The 19538-nt window shown below is 66.0% G+C and carries 13 protein-coding genes and 1 tRNA gene; 8 read left to right on the plus strand and 6 right to left on the minus strand.

Annotated features, from left to right (window positions below):
- Window positions 1-54 precede the first annotated feature (54 nt).
- Together FJ386_01860 and FJ386_01865 are read left to right on the plus strand one after the other, a co-directional pair.
- On the plus strand, window positions 55-846 hold the full coding sequence (locus FJ386_01860) for an MBL fold metallo-hydrolase (GenBank protein MBM3875448.1): 792 nt from the start codon (window positions 55-57) through the stop codon (window positions 844-846).
- Window positions 810-2561, plus strand: a complete 1752-nt coding sequence (locus FJ386_01865; protein ID MBM3875449.1) for a TIGR03790 family protein — start codon at window positions 810-812, stop codon at window positions 2559-2561. The genes FJ386_01860 and FJ386_01865 overlap by 37 nt, the downstream gene beginning before the upstream one ends.
- A 31-nt stretch (window positions 2562-2592) precedes the next feature.
- Here the strand turns inward: FJ386_01865 and glnD are convergent, their stop codons facing one another.
- A complete protein-coding gene (gene glnD, locus FJ386_01870; protein MBM3875450.1) occupies window positions 2593-5382 on the minus strand; it encodes a [protein-PII] uridylyltransferase in 2790 nt (929 codons plus the stop codon).
- Window positions 5383-5649: 267 nt separating this feature from the next.
- Here glnD and FJ386_01875 point away from each other — a divergent pair, with 267 nt between their 5' ends.
- Together FJ386_01875 and FJ386_01880 are read left to right on the plus strand one after the other, a co-directional pair.
- Window positions 5650-6513 carry an MBL fold metallo-hydrolase gene (locus FJ386_01875; protein MBM3875451.1) on the plus strand — a complete coding sequence of 288 codons (864 nt, stop codon included), beginning with the start codon at window positions 5650-5652 and terminating at the stop codon, window positions 6511-6513.
- Between the two features lie 81 nt (window positions 6514-6594).
- On the plus strand, window positions 6595-7809 hold the full coding sequence (locus FJ386_01880; protein MBM3875452.1) for a mandelate racemase/muconate lactonizing enzyme family protein: 1215 nt from the start codon (window positions 6595-6597) through the stop codon (window positions 7807-7809).
- A 99-nt stretch (window positions 7810-7908) separates the two neighbouring features.
- Here the strand turns inward: FJ386_01880 and FJ386_01885 are convergent, their stop codons facing one another.
- Both FJ386_01885 and FJ386_01890 read right to left on the minus strand, forming a co-directional pair.
- Window positions 7909-9249: a DUF1501 domain-containing protein gene (locus FJ386_01885; protein ID MBM3875453.1), complete on the minus strand. Its 1341-nt coding sequence runs from the start codon at window positions 9247-9249 to the stop codon at window positions 7909-7911.
- Window positions 9250-9401: 152 nt separating this feature from the next.
- The gene (locus FJ386_01890) at window positions 9402-10124 is read right to left on the minus strand and encodes a hypothetical protein (GenBank protein MBM3875454.1); all 723 of its coding nucleotides are present in this window, start codon (window positions 10122-10124) and stop codon (window positions 9402-9404) included.
- 126 nt (window positions 10125-10250) lie between these two features.
- Here FJ386_01890 and FJ386_01895 point away from each other — a divergent pair, with 126 nt between their 5' ends.
- Window positions 10251-10457: a hypothetical protein gene (locus FJ386_01895; protein MBM3875455.1), complete on the plus strand. Its 207-nt coding sequence runs from the start codon at window positions 10251-10253 to the stop codon at window positions 10455-10457.
- Between the two features lie 45 nt (window positions 10458-10502).
- Here FJ386_01895 and FJ386_01900 read toward each other — a convergent pair whose 3' ends face one another.
- Window positions 10503-10997: a hypothetical protein gene (locus FJ386_01900; GenBank protein ID MBM3875456.1), complete on the minus strand. Its 495-nt coding sequence runs from the start codon at window positions 10995-10997 to the stop codon at window positions 10503-10505.
- A gap of 122 nt (window positions 10998-11119) precedes the next feature.
- Between FJ386_01900 and FJ386_01905 the strand changes: the two genes are divergently transcribed.
- The 3 genes from FJ386_01905 to FJ386_01915 all read left to right on the plus strand — a co-directional run bounded on the left by FJ386_01905 (window position 11120) and on the right by FJ386_01915 (window position 14375).
- A complete protein-coding gene (locus FJ386_01905) occupies window positions 11120-12229 on the plus strand; it encodes an aminopeptidase (GenBank protein ID MBM3875457.1) in 1110 nt (369 codons plus the stop codon).
- A gap of 71 nt (window positions 12230-12300) precedes the next feature.
- A complete protein-coding gene (locus FJ386_01910) occupies window positions 12301-13095 on the plus strand; it encodes a type II secretion system protein (protein ID MBM3875458.1) in 795 nt (264 codons plus the stop codon).
- A 1203-nt stretch (window positions 13096-14298) separates the two neighbouring features.
- Window positions 14299-14375, plus strand: a tRNA-Arg gene (locus tag FJ386_01915).
- Window positions 14376-14433: 58 nt separating this feature from the next.
- Here the strand turns inward: FJ386_01915 and FJ386_01920 are convergent.
- Entirely contained in the window at window positions 14434-18111 is a 3678-nt protein-coding gene (locus FJ386_01920) for a DUF1553 domain-containing protein (protein ID MBM3875459.1), read from the minus strand.
- Window positions 18005-19402, minus strand: a complete 1398-nt coding sequence (locus FJ386_01925) for a DUF1501 domain-containing protein (GenBank protein MBM3875460.1) — start codon at window positions 19400-19402, stop codon at window positions 18005-18007. Before FJ386_01925 ends, FJ386_01920 begins: the two co-directional genes overlap by 107 nt.
- Between the last annotated feature and the right edge of the window lie 136 nt (window positions 19403-19538).

Raw genomic sequence — 19538 nt, forward strand, 5'->3', positions numbered from 1 at the left:
GGTTGCCCTCCCCACTTTGACACCTGCGCCGCCGACGTGCGAAGCTGCGCGCGGATGTCCTTCGAACTGACCTTCCTCGGCACCGGCACGTCCGTCGGTTCGCCGCTGATCGGCAAGGATTACCCGCCCGGCTACCTCGACAATCCAAAGAACCATCGCACTCGCGCGTCCATTCACGTGGCGACGGACGCAGTCAAGCTGGTCGTGGACACCACGCCGGAATTCCGGATGCAATGCCTGCGCGAGAACCTCCGCCGGCTCGACGCCGTGCTCGTGACGCACGCGCACGCAGACCACGTGATGGGCATGGACGACTGCCGCCGCTTCTGCGACCTCGCAGACGGCAAGCCGCTGCCCATCTACGCGTCGGCGCCGACGATGGACGCGTTGCGCCGCGTGTTCCTGTATGCATTCCACGAGGGCCCGCATCCGAAGGGCTACTTCGCGCCCGACCCGCGGCTCATCGAGGGGCCGTTTGAACTGGGCGACCTGCGCGTCTCGCCGCTCGAAGTGCTCCACGGAAACATCCACACGCTGGGGTTCCTCTTCGAGCAGGACGGCCGCCGGCGGCTTGCCTACATTCCCGACGTGAAGGAAATCCCCGCGCCCGTGATCGAGGCCATCCGCGGCGTCGAGGTCGCGGTGCTCGACGGTTTGCGCAAGACGACGCACTGGACGCACATGAGCCTGGACGAGGCCCTCACCGCGGCGCGGCGCATCGGCGCGGGCCGGACCTTGCTCACGCATCTCACCGACTACTACGACCACGACCTCGACCAGGCCGAGCTGCCGCCGGGCGTCGAACTGGCATGGGACGGCTTGCGGGTGCGGGGAGGTTTGTTATGAGGCGGCGGCACAGAGACGCGGAGCCGCGGAGCCGCGGCAAGCGGGTGTTTTCACTGATGCTCCTGTGCCCCCGCGCCCCCGCGTCCCCGCGTCATTCCCCTGTCCCCTTTGCGCGTTCGCTCCTCGCCGCCCTCGTGTTCACCGCGGCATCGGCGTTCCCACTCGACGGCGCGGAGCCCGGCGAATCAGTCGTCGTCGTCTTCAATTCCAAGCAGCCCGAGTCGAAAGCCGTCGCGCAGCACTACGCCACGCGCCGCAAGGTGCCCGCAGCGCAAGTGATCGGCCTGCCGCTGCCGGCGGGAGACTCGATGTCGCGCGCTGACTTCAACGCGCAGTTGCAGACACCGCTGCTCCACGCGCTTGAATCGAAGAAACTCGTCACCTTCGGCGAAGGCAACAAGATCGTCGCGGCGAAGGCGCGGCACCTCGTGCTCTGTTTCGGTGTGCCGCTGAAGATCGCGCGCGATGCGACGCTCGTGGAGCCGGAGGTGGAGAAACTTCCCGAGCCGCTCCGGCGCAACGAGGCTTCAGTCGACGGCGAGCTCGCGCTGCTGCCGTTCGCCCGCGCGGGCTACATGCTCGCGGGGCCGCGGCAAAACCCGCACTTCGGCGCCACGAACGCCGCAGCGCTGCATCCGACCAACGGCCTCATGCTCGTCGCGCGGCTCGACGGCCCGACTGCGGACATCGCCCGCGGCCTCGTGGACAAGGCGATGCAGGCCGAGTCCGACGGCCTGTGGGGCCGGGCCTGGTTCGACGCGCGCGGCCTCACGAACGGCCCGTATGCCCCCGGCGACGCGTGGATTCGTGGCGCGGCGGCGGCGGCCGCGCGCCACGGATTCGAAACCGTGCTCGACGAACGGCCGGAGACGCTCCCGGCGGCGACGCCCCTGAGCCACGTGGCGCTCTACGCGGGCTGGTATGACGCGAACGCCTCCGGCCCGTTCGCGCGCGCGCAGGTCGAGTTCGTGCCCGGCGCGGTGGCGTATCACCTGCACTCGTTCAGCGCACAGACGCTGCGGACCGGCTCGGACCATTGGTGCGGTCCGCTCCTCGCGCGCGGCGCCACGGCCACGATGGGCAGCGTGAACGAACCCTATCTCGGCGGCACGCCGGACGTGCGGGTGTTCTTTGAGCGGTTCGTGGAGGCAGGCTTCTCCTTCGGCGAGGCGGCATCGGCGGCGCAAGGCTCGCTCTCGTGGCAGACGACCGTGATTGGCGACCCGTTGTATCGGCCGTTCGGAAAGTCACCGCGCGAGCAGCACGAGGCGCTCGCCGCGCGCAAGAGCCGCCTCATCGAGTGGTCGCACCTGATGGTCGTGAACCGCAACCTCGCGCGCGGCACCACGCCCGCCGAGATGGTGGGCTATCTCCGCGACGTGCCCGAATCGCAGTCGGGCGCGGTGCTGCTCGAAAAACTCGCGGACCTTCACGCGGCCGCGGCAAACGCGCCCGCGGCGTTGGAAGCGACCGCGCGCGCTCTCGAACTCCAGCCAAGCCCGCAGCAGAACATCCGGCTGCTGCTCGCGCTCGCGTCGCGCCGCGCCACGATGAGGGACGCCGCCGGCGAGCACGCCGCGCTGGAACGTCTGTTCACCGAGGCGCCCGATTACGCGGGCCGCCGCTCGTGCGTGGAGCGCCTGCTCGCGCTCGCGCAGCAACTCAACCGCCCCGCGGACTCGGCCCGGTGGAAGCTGGAGTTGGGAAAGTTCTAGGAACGGCATGACGCGGCGCGGCTCCACGCGTTCACGCCGCCGAGTCCAGGCTCAGGATGGCCGCGCGGAGCTTGCCTTCGATGGCGTGCTGGCGCTCGACGGAGGTGATTTTGCGCCCGTCATCTTCCGTCAGATAAAAACTGTCCACGGCCGCGCCCTTCTCCGTGTTGATCTTCGCGAGCGAGATGTCGAGACCGAGTTCGGACAGCACCTGCAAGATGACGAAGAGCAGCCCGACGCGGTCCTCGGCCTGGATGTCGAGCACGGTGCGCGTGTCGGAGCCGTCGTTGTCGAACCGCACCTCGGTGGGTAGGCGCTCGCCCTCGAAGGACTGGTAGAGCGGTGCGTTGACCTTCTGCCGCGCGATGAGCGGGCGGAAGTCCACGTGCCCGAGGAGTGACCGGACGAGGGCGGATTCAAACTTCTCCCGGCTCGCGGGCGAGGCGAGCGCGCCCGTCGCCGCGTCGTTCACGTGGAATGTGTCGAGGATGACGCCGTCGGCGCGCGTGAAGATGTGGGCACTGAGGATGTTGAGCCCCGCGGCGGTGAAGGAGCCCGCGACCTTGCTGAAGAGCCCCGCGCGGTCAAAGGTGCAAATCCGCATCGACGTGCAGCCGCGGTCCGGGTCGTTCGCCCAGCGCACGACGGGTTCGAGCGCCTTTTCCTCCTCCATGAGCTGGCGGGTCATGAACTGGTTGGCGAGCTCGAGGTCGGTGACGATGTCGGACGCCTTGTGAATCTGAAAATATCGCGGCGGCAGGTTGTCGAAGTGCGCGGCGACTTCCTCGTCGGGGATGGACTCCGGGGCGAGCTTGCGGACTTCGTCCGCGATCAACCCGCGCTGCCGCTCCTCGGCGCGCTGGAATTCCGCGCCTCCGGCGAGCGCCTCCCGCGCGCGGTGATGCAGCGTGAGCAGCAGCGTGTCCTTGAAGCCGTTCCACAGCTTGTCGCTCGTGCCCAGCGAGTCGGCGACGGTGTGCAGCGTGAGCATCGAGAGCGTCTCCGGCGATGGCACGAGCGCGGCGAAGTTGCGCGCGACCGCGGGATCGTCGAGGTCGCGCTGCTGCGAAACCTGGGCCATGTCGAGGTGATGGCCGATGAGCAGGCCGAGCGTGGCCGCGGTGATGCCGTCGAGGCCGAGCCGCCGTGAGACGCGCCGCGCGAGGCGGGCGCCAGCTGCCGAGTGGTCCTCGTTTTCGCCCGCTTTGCCGGCGTCGTGCAGGAGCAGCGCGAGGTAGAGCACCTCGGGATGCTCGATCTCGCGGAACAGTTCCGCGTAGGCGCTGAACGGCCGCACGGTCGCGTGGAAGAGCTGGTCGAGTTTCTCGATGCACACGAGCGTGTGCTCGTCGGCGGTGTATTGGTGGAAGAACTCGTGCTGCACGAGGCACGTGAGCTTGCCGAACTCCGGCAGGTAGCGCCCAAGGAAACCCGTCTCGTGCATGAGGCGGAGGATGGGCGCGACGTTCCCGCGCTGGCGCAACATCTCCAGGAAGGTGACGCGCACGTGCGGGTCGCGCAGGAATCCGGCGTTCACAAGCTCATCGAGGTCGCGGCGGACCCGCGCGGCGAGCTCGGGATGCAGCCGGAGGTTGCGCTGCTGGCAGAGGAAGAACACGCGCATGAGCCGCGCGGGCTGGTCCCTGAAGACGCGCGGCGACGACGCGTAGATGACGCCCTCGGCGATCTGGAAGCCGTCCGCCGACTGCTCCTTCATCCGGCGCCGGCCGGTGAGCAGGAGTTCGCGGAGGCTCGGGAGGCGGCGCGGCGCGGGCAGCAGCGCGAGGCGCTGCTCGACGGCGCGCGTGATGAGGTCGATCTGGCGCGTGTGCGCGTAGTAATCGCGCATGAGGCGCTCGAGGCGGCGGCTCGGCGAGCGCTCGTGGTGGCCGAGGTTGTGCGCGACCTGCGGCTGCACGCTCTTGGTGAGCACGTCCGCCGCGCGGCCGGTGTGGTAGTGGAGTTCGTTGCGCGTGCGCAGGAGGAAGTCGTAGGCCTCGTGCAGGTCGCGCGCGTCGCCGGGGCTGATGAGTTCGCGCGCCTCGAGGTCGGCGAGCGATCGTGTGCGATATTTCACAAACGCCATCCACAGCAGGTTTTGGTAGTCCCGCAAGCCGCCGCAGCCGCTCTTGATGTGCGGCTCCTGCATCAACGGCGAATTGCCGTGCTTCGCCCGGCGCGAGCACTGGTCCGCGATGCGCGCCGCGATGTAGGCGTCCTCGAAGCCGCGGATGCACTTGGTGAGCACGACGGCCTGCATGCGCTTGAAGAGCGCCTCATCGCCGGTGATCAGCCGCGCCTCGATGAGCGACGTCTTGGACTGCATGTCCTCGTTCGCGGCGCGCACGCAGTCATCCACCGTGCGCACGCTGGACCCGACCTTGAGCTTGAGATCGTAGAGTGAATAGATCAGCCCGCCCTGCCCCGAGAGCGCGGCAAGCAGCGCCGGCAGCTTGCCGCGCGCCGCCGAAAGCCCGTCGCTGTCGTGCAGCAACATGATGTCAATGTCGCTGTGGGGATTGAGTTCCGAGCGCCCGTAGCCGCCCGTGGCAACCACGGCGACACGCACCGCGCGTGCCGGGGCGGCGTGCGCGGCGCAAACCGCGTCAAAGATGTGACGCACGACGGCGTCGAGCACCGCGGCGCGCGCGCGGCATACGGCAAGGCCGCTGGAGCCGCCGCGGTGCAGCATCTTCAAGTGCTGCGTCTCGACTTTGAGGAATTTCTGGTAGCGGGCGAACTCGTCGGCCGGCAGCCGTCCCGCGGGCAGGGCAAGCTGCTTCGCGGCGTGCGCCGCAATCCGTTCTTCCAAGCTCGGCATCGTGAGTGCGGACGATAGGCGGTCCCGCGGGGGAGTTCAAAGTTCCAGTTTCAGCTTTCAGGCCGCGTCGGCCAGCAGGCCGGCTTGGCGACTTCCCGCTTCCATTCCGGGGCGGGCGGGTGTCCCATCCCCAGCCAGATACCCGGCTGACCGGTTGGACACGCTGCGCGACTCGGGCGGACGCGCCGGGGCTCAACTTCAAACTTTGAACTTCTAACAAACCCGCTACCGTCGCCCGCGAACTCCGACTCAGCACCAACCCGCGCCATGAAATTCACCGCACTCTTCGCCGTCACATTCGCCGCCGCCACCGCCGCGTTCGCGCAGCAGAACTTCGACGCCGTGCAGATCAAGGCCGCGCACGTCGCCGGCAGCGTCCACATGCTCGAGGGCTCGGGCGGCAACATCGGCGTCTCCGTCGGGCCCGAGGGACTGCTCATCGTGGACACGCAGTTCCTTCCGCTCGCGGGCAGGATCGATGCCGCGCTCGCCAAGCTCAACCCCGGCCCGCTCAAGTTCGTGCTCAACACCCACTGGCACGGCGACCACACCGGCGGCAACCCGCACTTCGGCAAGCGCGCCGCCGTCGTCGCGCACGACAACGTCCGCAAGCGCCTGCTCGCCGCGAGCACGCCCCTGCCCAAGGAAGCCCTGCCGCTCGTCACCTTCAACCAGTCCACCTCCGTTCACTTCAACGGCGAGGAAATCAAAATGATTTCGCTCGTGCCCGGCCACACGGATGGCGACGCGCTCATCCACTTCACCAAGTCGGGCGTGTTTCACACCGGCGACCAGTTTTTGAACCGCCGGTTCCCATTCATCGACGTCGGCAGCGGCGGCGACCTGCTCGGCTACATCCAGAACATCGACTTCATGGTCAAGACCATCCCGGCCGACGCGAAGATCATCCCCGGGCACGGCGCGCTCGCGACCAAGGCCGACCTCGAAGCCACGCAACAAATGCTCAGCGAGACCACCGCGCTTGTGAGGAAGGCCATCGCCGAGGGCAAGACGCAGGAGCAAGTCCGCGCCGCCGGCGTCCCCGAGAAATACAAGGACTGGGGCGCGGGCTTCATCAACGTCAACCGCTACCTCGACGCCGTCTACAACGCGCTCTCACCGAAGAAGTGAAGTGACGCCACACACCTCGGTGGCCCGCGGGCGCCTCGCAAGTCCGTGATTCACACAGCCCCCCACTCCAACCGGGAAGCCATGACCTCCGAAGCCGCAACCACCCGCCGGCGCGCACTCCTCACCGCCGCCGCAGCCGCCGGCGGCGCCGCGCTCATGCGCGAACTTTCCCGCGCCGCCGACAATCCCGCCGCCGCCGTCGCCGACAAAGCCTCCGCCATCAAGATCACCAGGCTTCGGGCCGTGCCCGTCGGCGGCTCCATCTTCATCCGCATTGACACCAATCAAGGCGTCTACGGCTGGGGCGAAACCGCCGGCATCGAGGGCAAGGTCGGCGCCGCGCTCGCCAACTCGCTCTTCGAGTTGCTCGACGGCGAGAACCCCACCCGCATCGAGCACCTCTGGCAGAAACTCTACCGCTCGCACCGCGACATCCGCGGCGGGCCCTTCATGGTCCACACCATCTCCGCGATCGACATCGCGCTGTGGGACATCACGGGCAAACTCCTCGGCGTGCCCGTCTATCGCCTGCTCGGCGGGCCCACCCGCGACAAGATCCGCGTCTACTCCACGCCCAAGGCGCAGAAAGTCCCGCCCCACGGCATCTACGAGCACAGCGGCGGCCCGGTGGACATCGAGCGCATGGTCAACGCCGTCGCCGAGGCCCGCAAACGCGTCGGGCCCGATGGCACCGTGATGTTCGATGCCCACTGCGCCGTGCCGCCCGCCACGCTCATCCAGTTCGCCAACGCCATCAAACCCTACGACGTGCTCTTCATCGAGGAAGTCGCCGTGCCCGGGAACATCGAGGTCTTCAAACGCCTCAAGCAATCCATCCACGTCCCGCTGGCCACCGGCGAACGCGACCGCACCATCTGGGAATTCATCCCCTACTTGCAGGAACGCTGCATCGACATCCTGCAACCCGACGTGACCCATTCCGGCGGCATCTCGCAGCTCAAGAAAATCGCCGCGCTCGCCGAGGCGTATCATGTGCCGCTCGCGCCGCACAACACCAACTCCCTGCTCGGCCTCGCCGCGGGACTGCACCTCGTCGCGAGCATCCCGCTCTTCCTCATCCACGAAGCCTACGGCTTCAACCCCAAGAACAAGGCCGGCCAGACCATCATCAAGGGCACGTGGGAAGTGGACAAGGACGGCTACGCGCCGCTCCCGCCCGGCCCCGGCATCGGCCTGGAGCCCGACGAGGCCGTGCTCGAGGAACTCTCGCGCGACACCAAGTTCAAGTGGCCCACCTACGGCCGCCTCAAGGACGGCAGCATCGCGGATTATTGAGACGCGAAGGGGTGAAGCAACCGCGATGAAGTGGGCCCGGTGGACGGGTTCGCGTTCCGTCGATTTTCGATTTGGAACTGCTCTCGCGACCGCGCAGGCTCACGCCAGCAACTTCTTCACCACGTTCCCGTGCACGTCGGTAAGGCGGAAGTCGCGGCCGTTGTAGCGGAAGGTGAGCTTCTCGTGGTCGAAGCCAAGCAGGTGCAGGAGCGTCGCGTGCAGGTCGTGGATGTGGACTTTGTCCTCGACGGCTCTTCCGCCGAGGTCGTCGGTTTTGCCGACAATGGTGCCAGCCTTGACGCCTGCGCCTGCGAGCCAGACGGAGAAGGCGCGGTGGTTGTGGTTGCGGCCGGGATTGCCCTGCGCGTTGCCGTCGGCGGCGGGTGTGCGGCCGAACTCGCCGCCCCAGACGATGAGCGTGTCGTTGAGCATTCCATTCTGCGCCATCTCGGTCAGCATCGCGGCGATGGGCGCGTCGCACTCGCCGGCCTTTTGCCGGAGCGCGGCGGCGATGTTGCTGTGGTGATCCCAGCCGCCGTGCCAGACTTGCACGAAGCGCACGCCCTTTTGCAGGAGGCGGCGCGCGATGAGGAGCTGCCGGCCGAAGGGGTTGTTCACGCCGTAGGCGTCGCGCACGGCTTGCGGCTCCTTGCTGATGTCGAACGCGTCCTGCGCCTCCATCTGCATCTGAAACGCGAGCTCGTAGGATTGCAGGCGCGCCTCGAGCTGGCCGTCTTTTCGGAGTTTCTGCGAGTTGAGTTCGTTGAGCTGGTGCAGCAGGTCGAGCTGGCGCCGCTGCTCGGGGATGGATGTGAAGTTGTTCTGGATGTTCTCAATGAGCCGCTCGACGCGCAGTTCGCGGGTGTTGACGGGCGTGCCCTGGAAGACACCGGGGAGGAACGCCGATCGGAGATTCTGCGCGTCCACGTTGCCGGGCGAAAGCGCGATGTAGCCAGGCAGGCTCAGGTTCTCGCTGCCGAGTCCATACACGACCCACGAGCCCACGCTCGGCCGCACGAAGCGCAACGAGCCGGTGTTCATGAAGATCGTCGCCTGATCGTGCGCGGGAATGTCCGTCATCATCGAGCGGATGATGGCAAGCTTGTCGGCGTGCTCGCCAAGGCGCGGGAAGACTTCGCTGATTTCGAGCCCGCTCTTGCCCTTCTTCTCGAACTTGAACGGCGAGGCGAATCCCGTGCCGCGCGCGTCGTCGGGCAGCGACCTGCCGTCGAACTCGGCGAGCCCGGGCTTCGGGTCGAACGTGTCGATGTGCGACGGCGCGCCTTGCGCGAAGAGGTGGAGGATGCGCTTCGCCTTGGCGGGGAAATGCGGCTGCCTGGGCGCGAGCGGCGAATAACTGTTCGCAGCGGCGCCACGGGCATCGCCACCGAGCAGGCCCATCGCGGAGAGCCCGAGCAGGCTCGTCATGCCGAAGCCCATGCCGGCGCGCTCGAGGAAGTCGCGGCGCGGGAGCGGCAGGCCGGGCCGTGCGGGGGACGGGGCGCGCGGCGGGAACATTGCGGGGCGCATGGGAGTCGGCGTTTGCGTTGATGGAACGTGGCACAGCGCTGCGCGCGTGACAAGGCTCCCGCTCAGTTGTCCTCGGTGATCTTCGCGAGCTTCGCGCTTGTGGCCCGGCGCTCGACCACGAGCGCCCGGAAGCGCCACGTCGCGCGCGGTTCCATGGACGCCGTGTAATCGGTTGCGGTCCCGACCTTCGCGCCCGCTGCGTCAAGGAGGTCAAGCTCCACTCGCACACCGTATCGCAGGAGGTCGGATTCATTTTTCACCGTGCCCGTGGCGTAAACGAGCCTGCTGCCCTTCGCGCCTTTCGGTTCCTCGACAGACACGGAGTCGCCAGCCCGCAAGTCGGCGATGGCCTTGGGCGGCTTCGCCTTCGGCGCAGGCGCGGGCGGTTTCGCCGGCTCGTCGGGCGACTTTGAATGGTGCGTCGCTGGCGGTTCCGCGCCCGGCAATTCCGGCGGCGCTGATTGCTTCCGGTGTTTTGCCAATCCCGCCGCGACGGCGAGCGCCGCCAGCAGCGCCACGCAACACGCACCGGCGCCGACGACCACGGCCACGCTCCGGCGCGCGGCCCGTTTCGGCGGCGTGGCGTGGACCTTGGGCGGAGGGACGCTGGGCGGCTTCGACGGGGGCGTTTGCGGAATGGGAGGCGCCGCGAAGGCCGCGGGCAGGCGGACCTGGTTGCCGCACTTCGGGCAGTTCATCACGCCGCCCACGGTGTAATCCGGATACTCGATCGGCCCGCCGCACTTCGGGCAGCCGCAGCGGAGATATACCTTCGGGGAGGACATGGCTCTGAGCGTCGGCCTGCAGGGTAGCAGGCCGCAGCCGGTGGCTCAAAAATTTTCCGGCTCAGACGGAGTATGTCCCAGCCCGCGGTGTAGGGTGTGGCGCAAAGAACAACTGAAAGGCAAACCATGATCCCGCGCCACCAAATGGAACTCGTGTTCGACAACAGCCACCTCCTGCCGAAGCCGGGGCACCGGGCGCGTCGGCTCCGGAGCGCCGCGTGGTGGTTTGAGCAGATGCACCGCGCCGTGGATCGCGCCACGCCGTGGGGCAAACCCGCATTCGTGCCGCGCCCGCATCAGGATTCCTTCAGCCTGCCGCCCGCGAACGAATGACGCCACCCCGCGGCTCCGGTCCTCCACTCTGCGGCGCGCGTGGAGTCAGAATTGAAGCCGGGCGTCAGACTTGAGCAAGTCGTCCAGCGCGGGCCACCTGATGTGGTTCATCGAGGCGAAGGCGTTGAGGTAGGCGGCAACCACGGCGGGCGGGTGCTTCGCAAGCGCGGCCTCGACCGCGGCGCGCACCTTCGCGTCGTCCATCGTCTCGGGAAGATGCTCGACCGCGCCGTCCTTGTGGGTGATGCCGAGGGCGTCGAGGAACTCCCTGAGCAGTGCCGCCTGGCGTTTGAGCAGCCAGCCTTGGAGCAGCGCCTGCGCGGCGGCGTCGAGGGCGGGCTTGGCGAGCGAGGCGGTCATGGTCGGGTGCCGCTGCGTGCGCGCCTGTTGTTGCAGGAAGACCGGGCGCACCTTGCGCGCTTGTGCGACAGCGGTGAGGGTGGCCTTGTAGAGCGGCTTGTCCTCGGCATAGGCGAATTCAAGGATTTCGCCGGACAACGCGGCGGGCATGAATCCAAACAGTTCGTGGGCGGTGAGCATGGTGGTTGAACCAACGGCGCGCGAGTGTAAGGACGGCCCGCGGATTGGCAAGGTGCATGCGCGGCGACGGGGGTGCGCCGGGGCTCGACTTTCACGGTTCGGCCGGTAACGTCGCCGCACCTATGACTGACCCACGGTTCACGAAACTCGCCAGCCTCCTTGTCAATTACTCGACCAAGCTCCGCAAGGGCGACGTCGTGTTGCTCGACATGATCGACGTGCCGGATGAGTTCAGCGTCGAGTTGATCCGCGCGGCGCGTGCCGCGGGCGCGATTCCGCTGGTCGAAGCGCGCCACACGCGCCTCATCCGCGAGATGCAGCGCGAAACCGACGAGGCGCACGCCACGATCGTCCGCGACATCGAGTTGTTCCGGATGAAGCGCTGCCAGTCCTACATCGCCATCCGAGGCTCGAACAACGCGAGCGAAACCTCCGACGTGCCCAGCTCCAAGCTCCAGCTCTACGCGCGCACACTCCGCCCCGTGCTGAACTATCGCGTCAACGAAACCCGCTGGTGCGTGTTGCGCTGGCCGTCGCCGAGCATGGCGCAGAGCGCGAACATGAGCACGGAGGCCTTCGAGAATCTCTACTTCGACGTCTGCACCATGGACTACGCGAAGATGGCCCGCGCACAAGTGCCCCTGTGGAAGCGCATGAAACGCGCCGACCGCGTGCACCTCAAGGCGCCGGGCACCGACCTGACCTTCAGCATCAAGCGTATCGGCGCGCAGATGTGCAAGGGCGACCGCAACATCCCCGACGGCGAAGTCTTCTCCTGCCCCGTGAAAACCAGTGTGAACGGCACGATTCAGTTCAACACGCCCACCCTTTACAGCGGGACGAAGTTTGAAAATGTGCGGCTCGAGTTCAAGGACGGCAGGATCGTCAACGCCACCTCGAGCAACACGAAAAAGCTCAACGAGATTCTCGACACCGACGCGGGCGCGCGCTACGTGGGCGAATTCAGCCTCGGCTTCAATCCGCACATCCTCTCGCCGATGTGCGACATCCTCTTCGACGAGAAGATCGCCGGCTCACTGCACTTCACGCCCGGCCAGGCCTATGAAGAGTGCGACAACGGCAACCGCAGCGCCGTCCACTGGGACATGGTGCTCATCCAGCGGCCCGAGTGGGGCGGCGGTGAGGTGTGGTTCGACGGCGAACTCATCCGCAAGGACGGCCTGTTCCTGCCCAAGGACCTTCAACCGTTGAATCCAAAGAATCTGAAGTAGCGGCCGCGCGTCGCCGAATGGCGGCTTGACACGCCCCCCACCCGTACGCACGGTGGAAATGCCCCAAGACCATGAAAGCGCCTTCGTGCCGTCACTCCCTGCGGGCTGGCTTCACTCTCATCGAACTGCTCGTCGTCATCGCCATCATCGAGATCCTCGCAGCGATGCTGCTGCCCGCCCTGAGCAAGGCCAAGGCGAAGGCCGCGCAAGCCAAGTGCATGTCCAACATGCGAAACTGGGCGTTCGCCAACCAGATGTATGCGGACGATTACGACAATTGCCTGCCGCCCTTCGGTTACGATTCGAACGACTACACCAAACCCTTCTGGCACATGGGCCTTGCGCCCTACGTCGCGCGGCAGACCCAAATGGGCGTGCTCTTCAGCAGCACCGAGGTCTACACAAACGACCTGCGCCGCTGTCCCGGAGGCAGCTTCGGCAACGCGCCGCTTTCGAACGTGTCCGGCCCGAACAACTGGAATTGCTGGATCGGCACCAACTTCGGCCGCTTCGGCAATCCGCTCAGCGGCCCCTACTACTACATCAACACCACGCGCCCGCTCCGCCTCGAGACCATCAACAAACCCGCCGACGCGATGACCTTCACCGACACCATCACGCACTACGTTTACTCGCCGGTGGACACGCAGTATTTCTTCACGCTCGACCTCGATCGCAACGGGCGCCTCGACACCATGCCCCAGTATCCGAACGTCGCCTACAACCACGCGCGCCCGACCGTCCACAACAACGGCGCCAACGTCACCCTCCTCGACAGCCACGTCGAGCGTGTGGACTTCCCGAAGCTGTGGGACATCGGCGCGAACAATCGCGTGACACACTCCTTCTGGTATTTGCTCGATTGAACCGCCCCGTGAAAGCCGGCCGCGCCGCCCTGTTCGCTGCACTCGCTGCGCTTCCCGCAGCCGCCCTCGCCGCCACGCCCGCCTCGCCCGGACAGACCACTCTCTGGACGGCAGGCCTCGACGGCTACCACACTTATCGCATCCCCGCGCTGCTCGTGACCGCGAGGGGCTCTGTGCTCGCCTTTTGCGAAGGCCGCAAGACCGGCTCCGGCGACCATGGCGACGTGGACCTTCTCATCAAACGCAGCACCGACGGTGGACACACGTGGTCTCCGCACAGCATCGTGCAAGAGGAAGGCGCCGACGCCCAAATCACCATCGGCAATCCGTGCCCCGTCGAAGACGCGAAGACCGGCACACTCTGGCTGCCGTTTACACGCGACAACAAAGCCGTGTTCGTCACCTCCAGCACTGACGACGGCAAGACGTGGTCCGCGCCTCGCGACCTGAGCGCGGCCACGATGAAGCCCGGCTGGACATGGGTCGCCACCGGACCCGGCACCGGCATCCAACTCACGCGCGGTCAACATCGCGGCCGGCTCGTCATCCCGTGCGACCACAAACGAACCCTTGCCGGCGGCGCACAGGAGATGAACTCGCACATGATGTTCAGCGACGACGGCGGCAAGTCATGGCAACTCAGCGCCCCGATCCAGACCGGCGGCAACGAGTGCCAGATCATCGAGCGCACCGACAGCTCGCTGCTCGTCAACGCCCGGATGCAAGGCGACTGGCAGGGCTCGCGCGGCGTGGCGACCAGCGCGGACGGCGGCTCCACTTGGAGCGCCCTCACGCACGACAAACAGCTCCCATGCCCCAAGTGCCAGGCCAGCATGATCCGCCTCGACGACCAACATCTGCTCTTCAGCAACCCACATCCGCCCGGGCCCAAGGACGGCAAACCCAGCGGCGCACGCGTGCGAATGACCGTCCGCGCCAGCACCGACGACGGCAAATCATGGCCCTTCGCACGCGAGCTGACCTCCGGTCCATCCGCCTATTCGACCTTGGCACGGCTCCCCGATGGCACCGTGCTTTGCCTCTACGAAACCGGCGCGCAACGCCCCTATGAAACGTTGCGACTCGCGCGCTTCAACCTCGAATGGCTCAAGGAATCCCAGCAGAAGTGATATCCGCGCGGGCAACCCGCGCTGCAGGCTTCCCAATCGGCGCGCGTTCGACTTCAATGCCGCCGCAGTGGCCGCGCTGGTAGCTCAATTGGATAGAGCTTCTGACTTCGGATCAGAAGGTTGCAGGTTCGAGTCCTGCCCGGCGCGCCATACTTGACTCCCACGAGGACGATGGACTGCCGTTGCTTGACGCCGCCGACGCCTTCGCCTAGTCGAGGAACGCCATCTCGTTCGCCAGCAGGAGGACCTGCGCGTATTTCTCCCAGGTGTTCAGCGGCTTCGCGGGGGCAGTGCTGCCGGCGCGGTTGAAGTCGGCGGAGGCGCGCCACTCGCTGGCGGCGGCGGGGTCGCCTGCCGCCATGTTGCCGGACATCATCGCCGGCGCACCCACGACGCGTATGGTCGGCGCCCATGTGAACGTGTCGCCCTGCCAGTTGCCGCGCGAGCCGGCGTCCACGATGAAGTCGATGGTGTCGCCTTTCTTGAGATCCACCTTCGCGACGGTGGTGGTGGCGGTTTTGGAGCGAACGTCGAGGTAGCGGCCGAGTTCGCCGCGACCCGAGGCTGCGATGTAGGCGTTGACGCCGTCGCCCTGCGCGTTGCGCATCAATTGATGGCCAACGGTGCCGTCGATTGCGACGCTCACATCGCGCGGGGCGGTCCAGCGGCGGATGACTGCGATCCCGCGCATCGTGCCGACGGTGCCGCCGGTGGCGTCGAGCTTGATCGGGCCGAGGGGCTTCGCGGTGTCCTTGGGGTCGCCCATCCACGCGCGCCCGTCGTAGACGGGGAGCGGGAAGAAGTTCACGACGCGGCGGTTGGCGGCGTCGTATTGGCCGTAGCCGTAACGCCAGACTTGCGCGCTGGCGGGGCCGGTGGACTTGATTCCTGATTGTTCCTCGAGGAAGCGGTGCCCGAGCTTGAGCTCGATGTCGGTGGGCGGCCGTTGGAACGCAATCTGGTAGATCTGCACGATGCGCTGGCGCTCATCCATGTCCTTCTTGAAGTCGGTGCGGTTGACGACTTCGCGTGCGAGTTGCGTGATGAAATCGCTGTTCATCATGTAGAGCGCCTGCTGGGGAACGGTGGAGTTGAAACGCTGGCCGGTGGTGATGTCGGGGTTTGCGAAATCGAATGTGCGGAACACCGTCGCAAGATTGCCGCGGTCCACCTTCGCATAGATCGTGCGCCGATACGGATCGAAGGTGTGAAGGGGGTCGTTGCGATTGGCGATGTTGACCGGCGGGCCGCCCATCTCGTCCTTGAGCTTGCCGCTGATCAGGAGCAGCGAGTCGCGGAAGGCTTCGAAGTCAAGGCGACGACGATTCATTTTCCAGACAAGCAGGTTCGCCGGGTCCACGGCCATGGCCTTGCCGCGGTCGTCGCTGCCCTGCTGGTAGACATTGGAGAGCATGATGAACTTGTGGAGCTTCTTGAGGGACCAGCCGTTCTCGATGAGGTAGGCGGACAGATAATCGAGGAGCTCGGGATGCGTGGGGTCTTCAGCGCGGACGCCAAAGTCGGTCGGGGTGCGCACGAGCGGCGCGCCGAAGTGGTTCATCCAAACGCGATTCACGGCGACCCGGGCGGTGAGCGGGTTCTTCTCGCTGGCGATGGCCTTGGCGAGTTCGAAGCGGCCGCTGCCGTCCTTGAACGGCTTGCGGTCGGGGCCGGAAAGGACTTCGAGGAAGCGCCGCGGAACCTCCGGGCCGAGGTTGCGCTGGTCGCCCTTGATCATGATCTTCGCGTTGACCGGACTGGGGCGATCCATGAGCGTCATGGCGCGTTTCGGGGCACCGGGGTGTTGGACCTCGAGTTTCTGGCGCTCGTCGTTGAAGCGGTTTTCGCCGTTCCGGATGCGGTTGTTGTTCAGGTTGGCGACCTCAATGTATCCATAAGCGGCTGGAGCGTTGCCCGTCAAATAGGTCTTGCGCAGCGCCTCCATCGCAGCGTCGGGCAGCGCCTTGAGGTCGTCCACCTTTTCGCCGTCCTTCGCGGTGGCCTTCTTCTTTTCGTTGAGCGTGACGGCCGCAGACCACGCCTTTTCCGCGTCGGCGAAGAGTTTGGCGTAGCGCTCGGCGACGACCTGCATGTTGGCCGCGGGCGTGGAGAAGGCGCGGGCGACGAGCGCGTTGAACTTCTTGCTCGCGTCGTTGCTCGGGGAGAATTTTGCGGCGATGTCCTTGCCCTTGGCCGCGAATTCCTTGTCGTCGAGCTTGTGATACGAAGCCCACGGTCCCCAGATGGGGTCGGCCTCCTGGGTCTTGCCGCGGAGGTAGGTGAACCAACGGTTCATGACGAACTGATCGAGCTTATACATGCGCTCGAATTCCTGCTGGTCGGCGCGGTTGCCAATCCGCTTTTCGGGATCCTTCTCCATGATGTGCGCGAGTTGCATGTAGCGCGCGGTGTTCGCGCGCGCGTCGCCGAGGTGCTTGGCGAGGTTTGAATTGCGGTATCCCTCGAGGTCGGCGTCGATCTTGGCCATCTGGCGGAGGAAGTCCTTGTATTCCGGGCTCTCAGTGTCGGCCTCGACGACGGGCCGCTCGCCGGGTTCGGCGCAGCTTTGGAACACGCCGTAAAGTGAGTAGTAATCTGCCGTGGGGATGGGATCGAACTTGTGGTCGTGGCAGCGCGCGCAGTAAACGCTGAAGGACATCATCCCGCGGGTGATGACGTCGATGCGGTCATCGATGGTCTCGATCGCATTCGCCTGACGGCTGAGCGTGAGCAGGCCCATCGCCGCAAGGTGTTTCTTCTCGGTCGTGGCCTTGTCGGCTGCGATCTGGTAGGTGAGGAAACGGTCGTAGGGGAGGTCGTCGTTGTGCGCATTCACCACCCAGTCGCGGTAGGTGTAGGCCTGGGTCATGACATTGCCCATGCGCTGGTTGTTGTTGTTTGCGCCGCGGGTGTCGGCGTAGCGGGCGACATCGAGCCAGTAACGGCCCCACCGTTCGCCGTAATGATTCGAGGCGAGCAGCTTGTCGATCACTTTGGACCATGCCTCCGGGGATTCGTCGTTGATAAACGCCTCGACTTCCTCGGGTGACGGCGGCAGGCCGATCAGGTCGAAATACGCGCGCCGGATCAGGGTCCACTTGTCTGCGGGAGGTGTGGGAAGGAGCCCTTTCCCTTCGAGCTTGGCGAGGACGAAGATGTCGATGTCATTTTGAATCCAAGACTTCAAGTGGCTCTTGGGCTTGGGAACCTCGGGCTTCTTGATAGGCCTGAAGGACCAGTGCTGCTTGGCCTTTTCCTTGTCGGCGTCGGACTTGAGGATGCCGACGGCCTTGCCGGTGCGCGGGTCGGGCGCCCCCATGCGGATCCAATTCTCGAAGTCGCTCACGATGTTGTCGGGGAGCTTTTCTTTCGGTGGCATTTGGAGGTTCGGATCCGTGTAGGTGACGGCCTTGTAGAGGAGGCTCTTCTGAGGGTTGCCGGGCACGACCGCGGCGCCGGAGGAACCGCCCTTGAGCAGTCCCGCCTTGGAGTCGAGCTGCAGGCCGCCCTTGATCTTGGCGTCCTTGTCGCCGCTGTGGCACTTGTGGCAGTGCTCGATGAGGGCGGGGCGAATCTTGGTCTCGAAGAACTCGAGTTCCTCGGGTGTGAGGGGTCGGTCCTGTGCGGGCGCGGTGCCGGCGGCGAGCGCGAGCGCGAGCGCTGCAGCGGGATGCAGAAGCAGTCGGGTCGTGGTCTTCATAGTCTTGGTCCCCGCTCGGTTGTCACAAGAAAAAGCCGCCGGGTGCGCGAGCACACACCCGGCGGCGTGAAATCCACCGTCAGGCGAACAGTCCCTTGACCGGCGTGGCGCCCGACACGTCGGTGAGCCGGAAGTCGCGCCCGCCATTGCGGAACGTGAGCTTCTCGGAGTCGAACCCGAGCGCATGCAAGATGGTTGAGTGCAGTTCGTGCACGTGCACCTTGTTCTCGGCGGCTTCGCTGCCGATTTCGTTGGTGGCCCCGTAAGCCTGGCCGCCCTTGATCCCGCCGCCTGCAAGCCACGACGCGAAGGCCTTTGCGTTGTGATTGCGGCCGCCGGGGGCGTCCTCGGTCGAGCTGCGGCCGAATTCCGTGCTGCACACAATGATGGTGTCCTTGAGCAGGCCGCGCTGCTTGAGGTCCTTGATGATCGCGGCGCTGGGTTGGTCGATCGCGCGGGCGTTGTTGGCCATGGCGGTGACGATGCCGCCGTGGTTGTCCCAACCGCCCTGCCAGACTTGAACGAAGCGGACGCCTCGCTCGAGCAGTCGGCGGGCGATCATGAATTGGCGGCCCTGCGGCGTCTCGCCGTAGAGCTTCTTCATCGTGTCGGGCTCCTTGTTGACGTCGAACGCCTCGACGGCGTCGGTCTGCATGCGGAACGCGAGCTCGAAGGACTGGATGCGGGCGTCGAGTTGCGACTCGGCGGCGCGCTTTTGCTTGTGCACCTCGTTCAGTTGATAGAGCAGGTCGAGCTGCTGCCGCTGCTCCTTCGAGGAGGTGACGTTGTTCTTGATGTTCTCGATGATCTCCTCGATGCGGGTGTTGCGGGAGTCAACGAACGTGCCCTGATACGCGCCCGGCATGAACGCAGACTGCCAGTTTTTCTGGCCGCCGGTCGGAAAACCGCCGGGGTTCATCGAGACGAAGGCGGGCAGGTTCTGGTTTTCCGTCCCGAGACCGTAAACCACCCACGAACCCATCGAGGGCTTCGGCAGGCGGAAGTCGCCCGTCGTGCCAATCAATGTGGCCTCCTCGTGCGCCGGGACATCCGTGTGCATCGAGCGCACGACGGCGATGTCGTCAATGATCGAGCCGAGTTCCTTCCAGATTTCGCTGACCTCAACGCCGCTCTTGCCCTGCTTGGCGAATTTGAATTGCGCCGGGAGGATCCTGCCGCCTCGCATTCCCTTGCCGCCCTCGACGGTTTTGCCCTCGTTGCTGGGATTGACGAGGTCGGGCGCGGGATTCCACGAATCCTGCGAAGCCTGGCCGCCGGAGAGCATGATATGCAGCACGCGCTTGGCGGTGGGCTTGAAGTGGGGTTCCTTGGGCGCAAGCAGGCCTGCGTTGCTCGACTGCGCGTGGCTGCTGCCGACGAGTTCGGGATACAGCATGCTGGCGAGGGCGAGCATGCCGAAGCCGGTGCCGGCCTTGTTCAAAAACTCTCGCCGTGTCGCGTATTGCTCGGGATACATCCCGGGGTGGTTCTTGCAGTTGAGGACCATAAGTAGATGCGTTGGATGGGCGTCAGTGGTGCTGGTTCTTCGCCGCTATCGAGTTGACGAACAGCCCGGGCATTAATTCAACCCGAAGGGCTTGAATCCGAGACTC

The sequence above is a fragment of the Verrucomicrobiota bacterium genome (genome assembly GCA_016871675.1).
Classification (GTDB): Bacteria; Verrucomicrobiota; Verrucomicrobiia; order Limisphaerales; family VHCN01; genus VHCN01.

Excerpts from the sequence above, each read along its gene's own strand:
- FJ386_01860 (MBM3875448.1), top strand. The coding sequence starts at position 55 with ATGTCCTTCGAACTGACCTTCCTCGGCACCGGCACGTCCGTCGGTTCG.
- FJ386_01865 (MBM3875449.1), top strand. The coding sequence starts at position 810 with ATGGGACGGCTTGCGGGTGCGGGGAGGTTTGTTATGAGGCGGCGGCAC.
- glnD (MBM3875450.1), bottom strand. The coding sequence starts at position 5,382 with ATGCCGAGCTTGGAAGAACGGATTGCGGCGCACGCCGCGAAGCAGCTT.
- FJ386_01875 (MBM3875451.1), top strand. The coding sequence starts at position 5,650 with ATGAAATTCACCGCACTCTTCGCCGTCACATTCGCCGCCGCCACCGCC.
- FJ386_01880 (MBM3875452.1), top strand. The coding sequence starts at position 6,595 with ATGACCTCCGAAGCCGCAACCACCCGCCGGCGCGCACTCCTCACCGCC.
- FJ386_01885 (MBM3875453.1), bottom strand. The coding sequence starts at position 9,249 with ATGGGCTTCGGCATGACGAGCCTGCTCGGGCTCTCCGCGATGGGCCTG.
- FJ386_01890 (MBM3875454.1), bottom strand. The coding sequence starts at position 10,124 with ATGTCCTCCCCGAAGGTATATCTCCGCTGCGGCTGCCCGAAGTGCGGC.
- FJ386_01895 (MBM3875455.1), top strand. The coding sequence starts at position 10,251 with ATGATCCCGCGCCACCAAATGGAACTCGTGTTCGACAACAGCCACCTC.
- FJ386_01900 (MBM3875456.1), bottom strand. The coding sequence starts at position 10,997 with ATGCTCACCGCCCACGAACTGTTTGGATTCATGCCCGCCGCGTTGTCC.
- FJ386_01905 (MBM3875457.1), top strand. The coding sequence starts at position 11,120 with ATGACTGACCCACGGTTCACGAAACTCGCCAGCCTCCTTGTCAATTAC.
- FJ386_01910 (MBM3875458.1), top strand. The coding sequence starts at position 12,301 with ATGAAAGCGCCTTCGTGCCGTCACTCCCTGCGGGCTGGCTTCACTCTC.
- FJ386_01920 (MBM3875459.1), bottom strand. The coding sequence starts at position 18,111 with ATGCGCTCGGGTTCGACTCCGAGAAGCTCACGTTCCGCAATGGCGGGC.
- FJ386_01925 (MBM3875460.1), bottom strand. The coding sequence starts at position 19,402 with ATGTATCCCGAGCAATACGCGACACGGCGAGAGTTTTTGAACAAGGCC.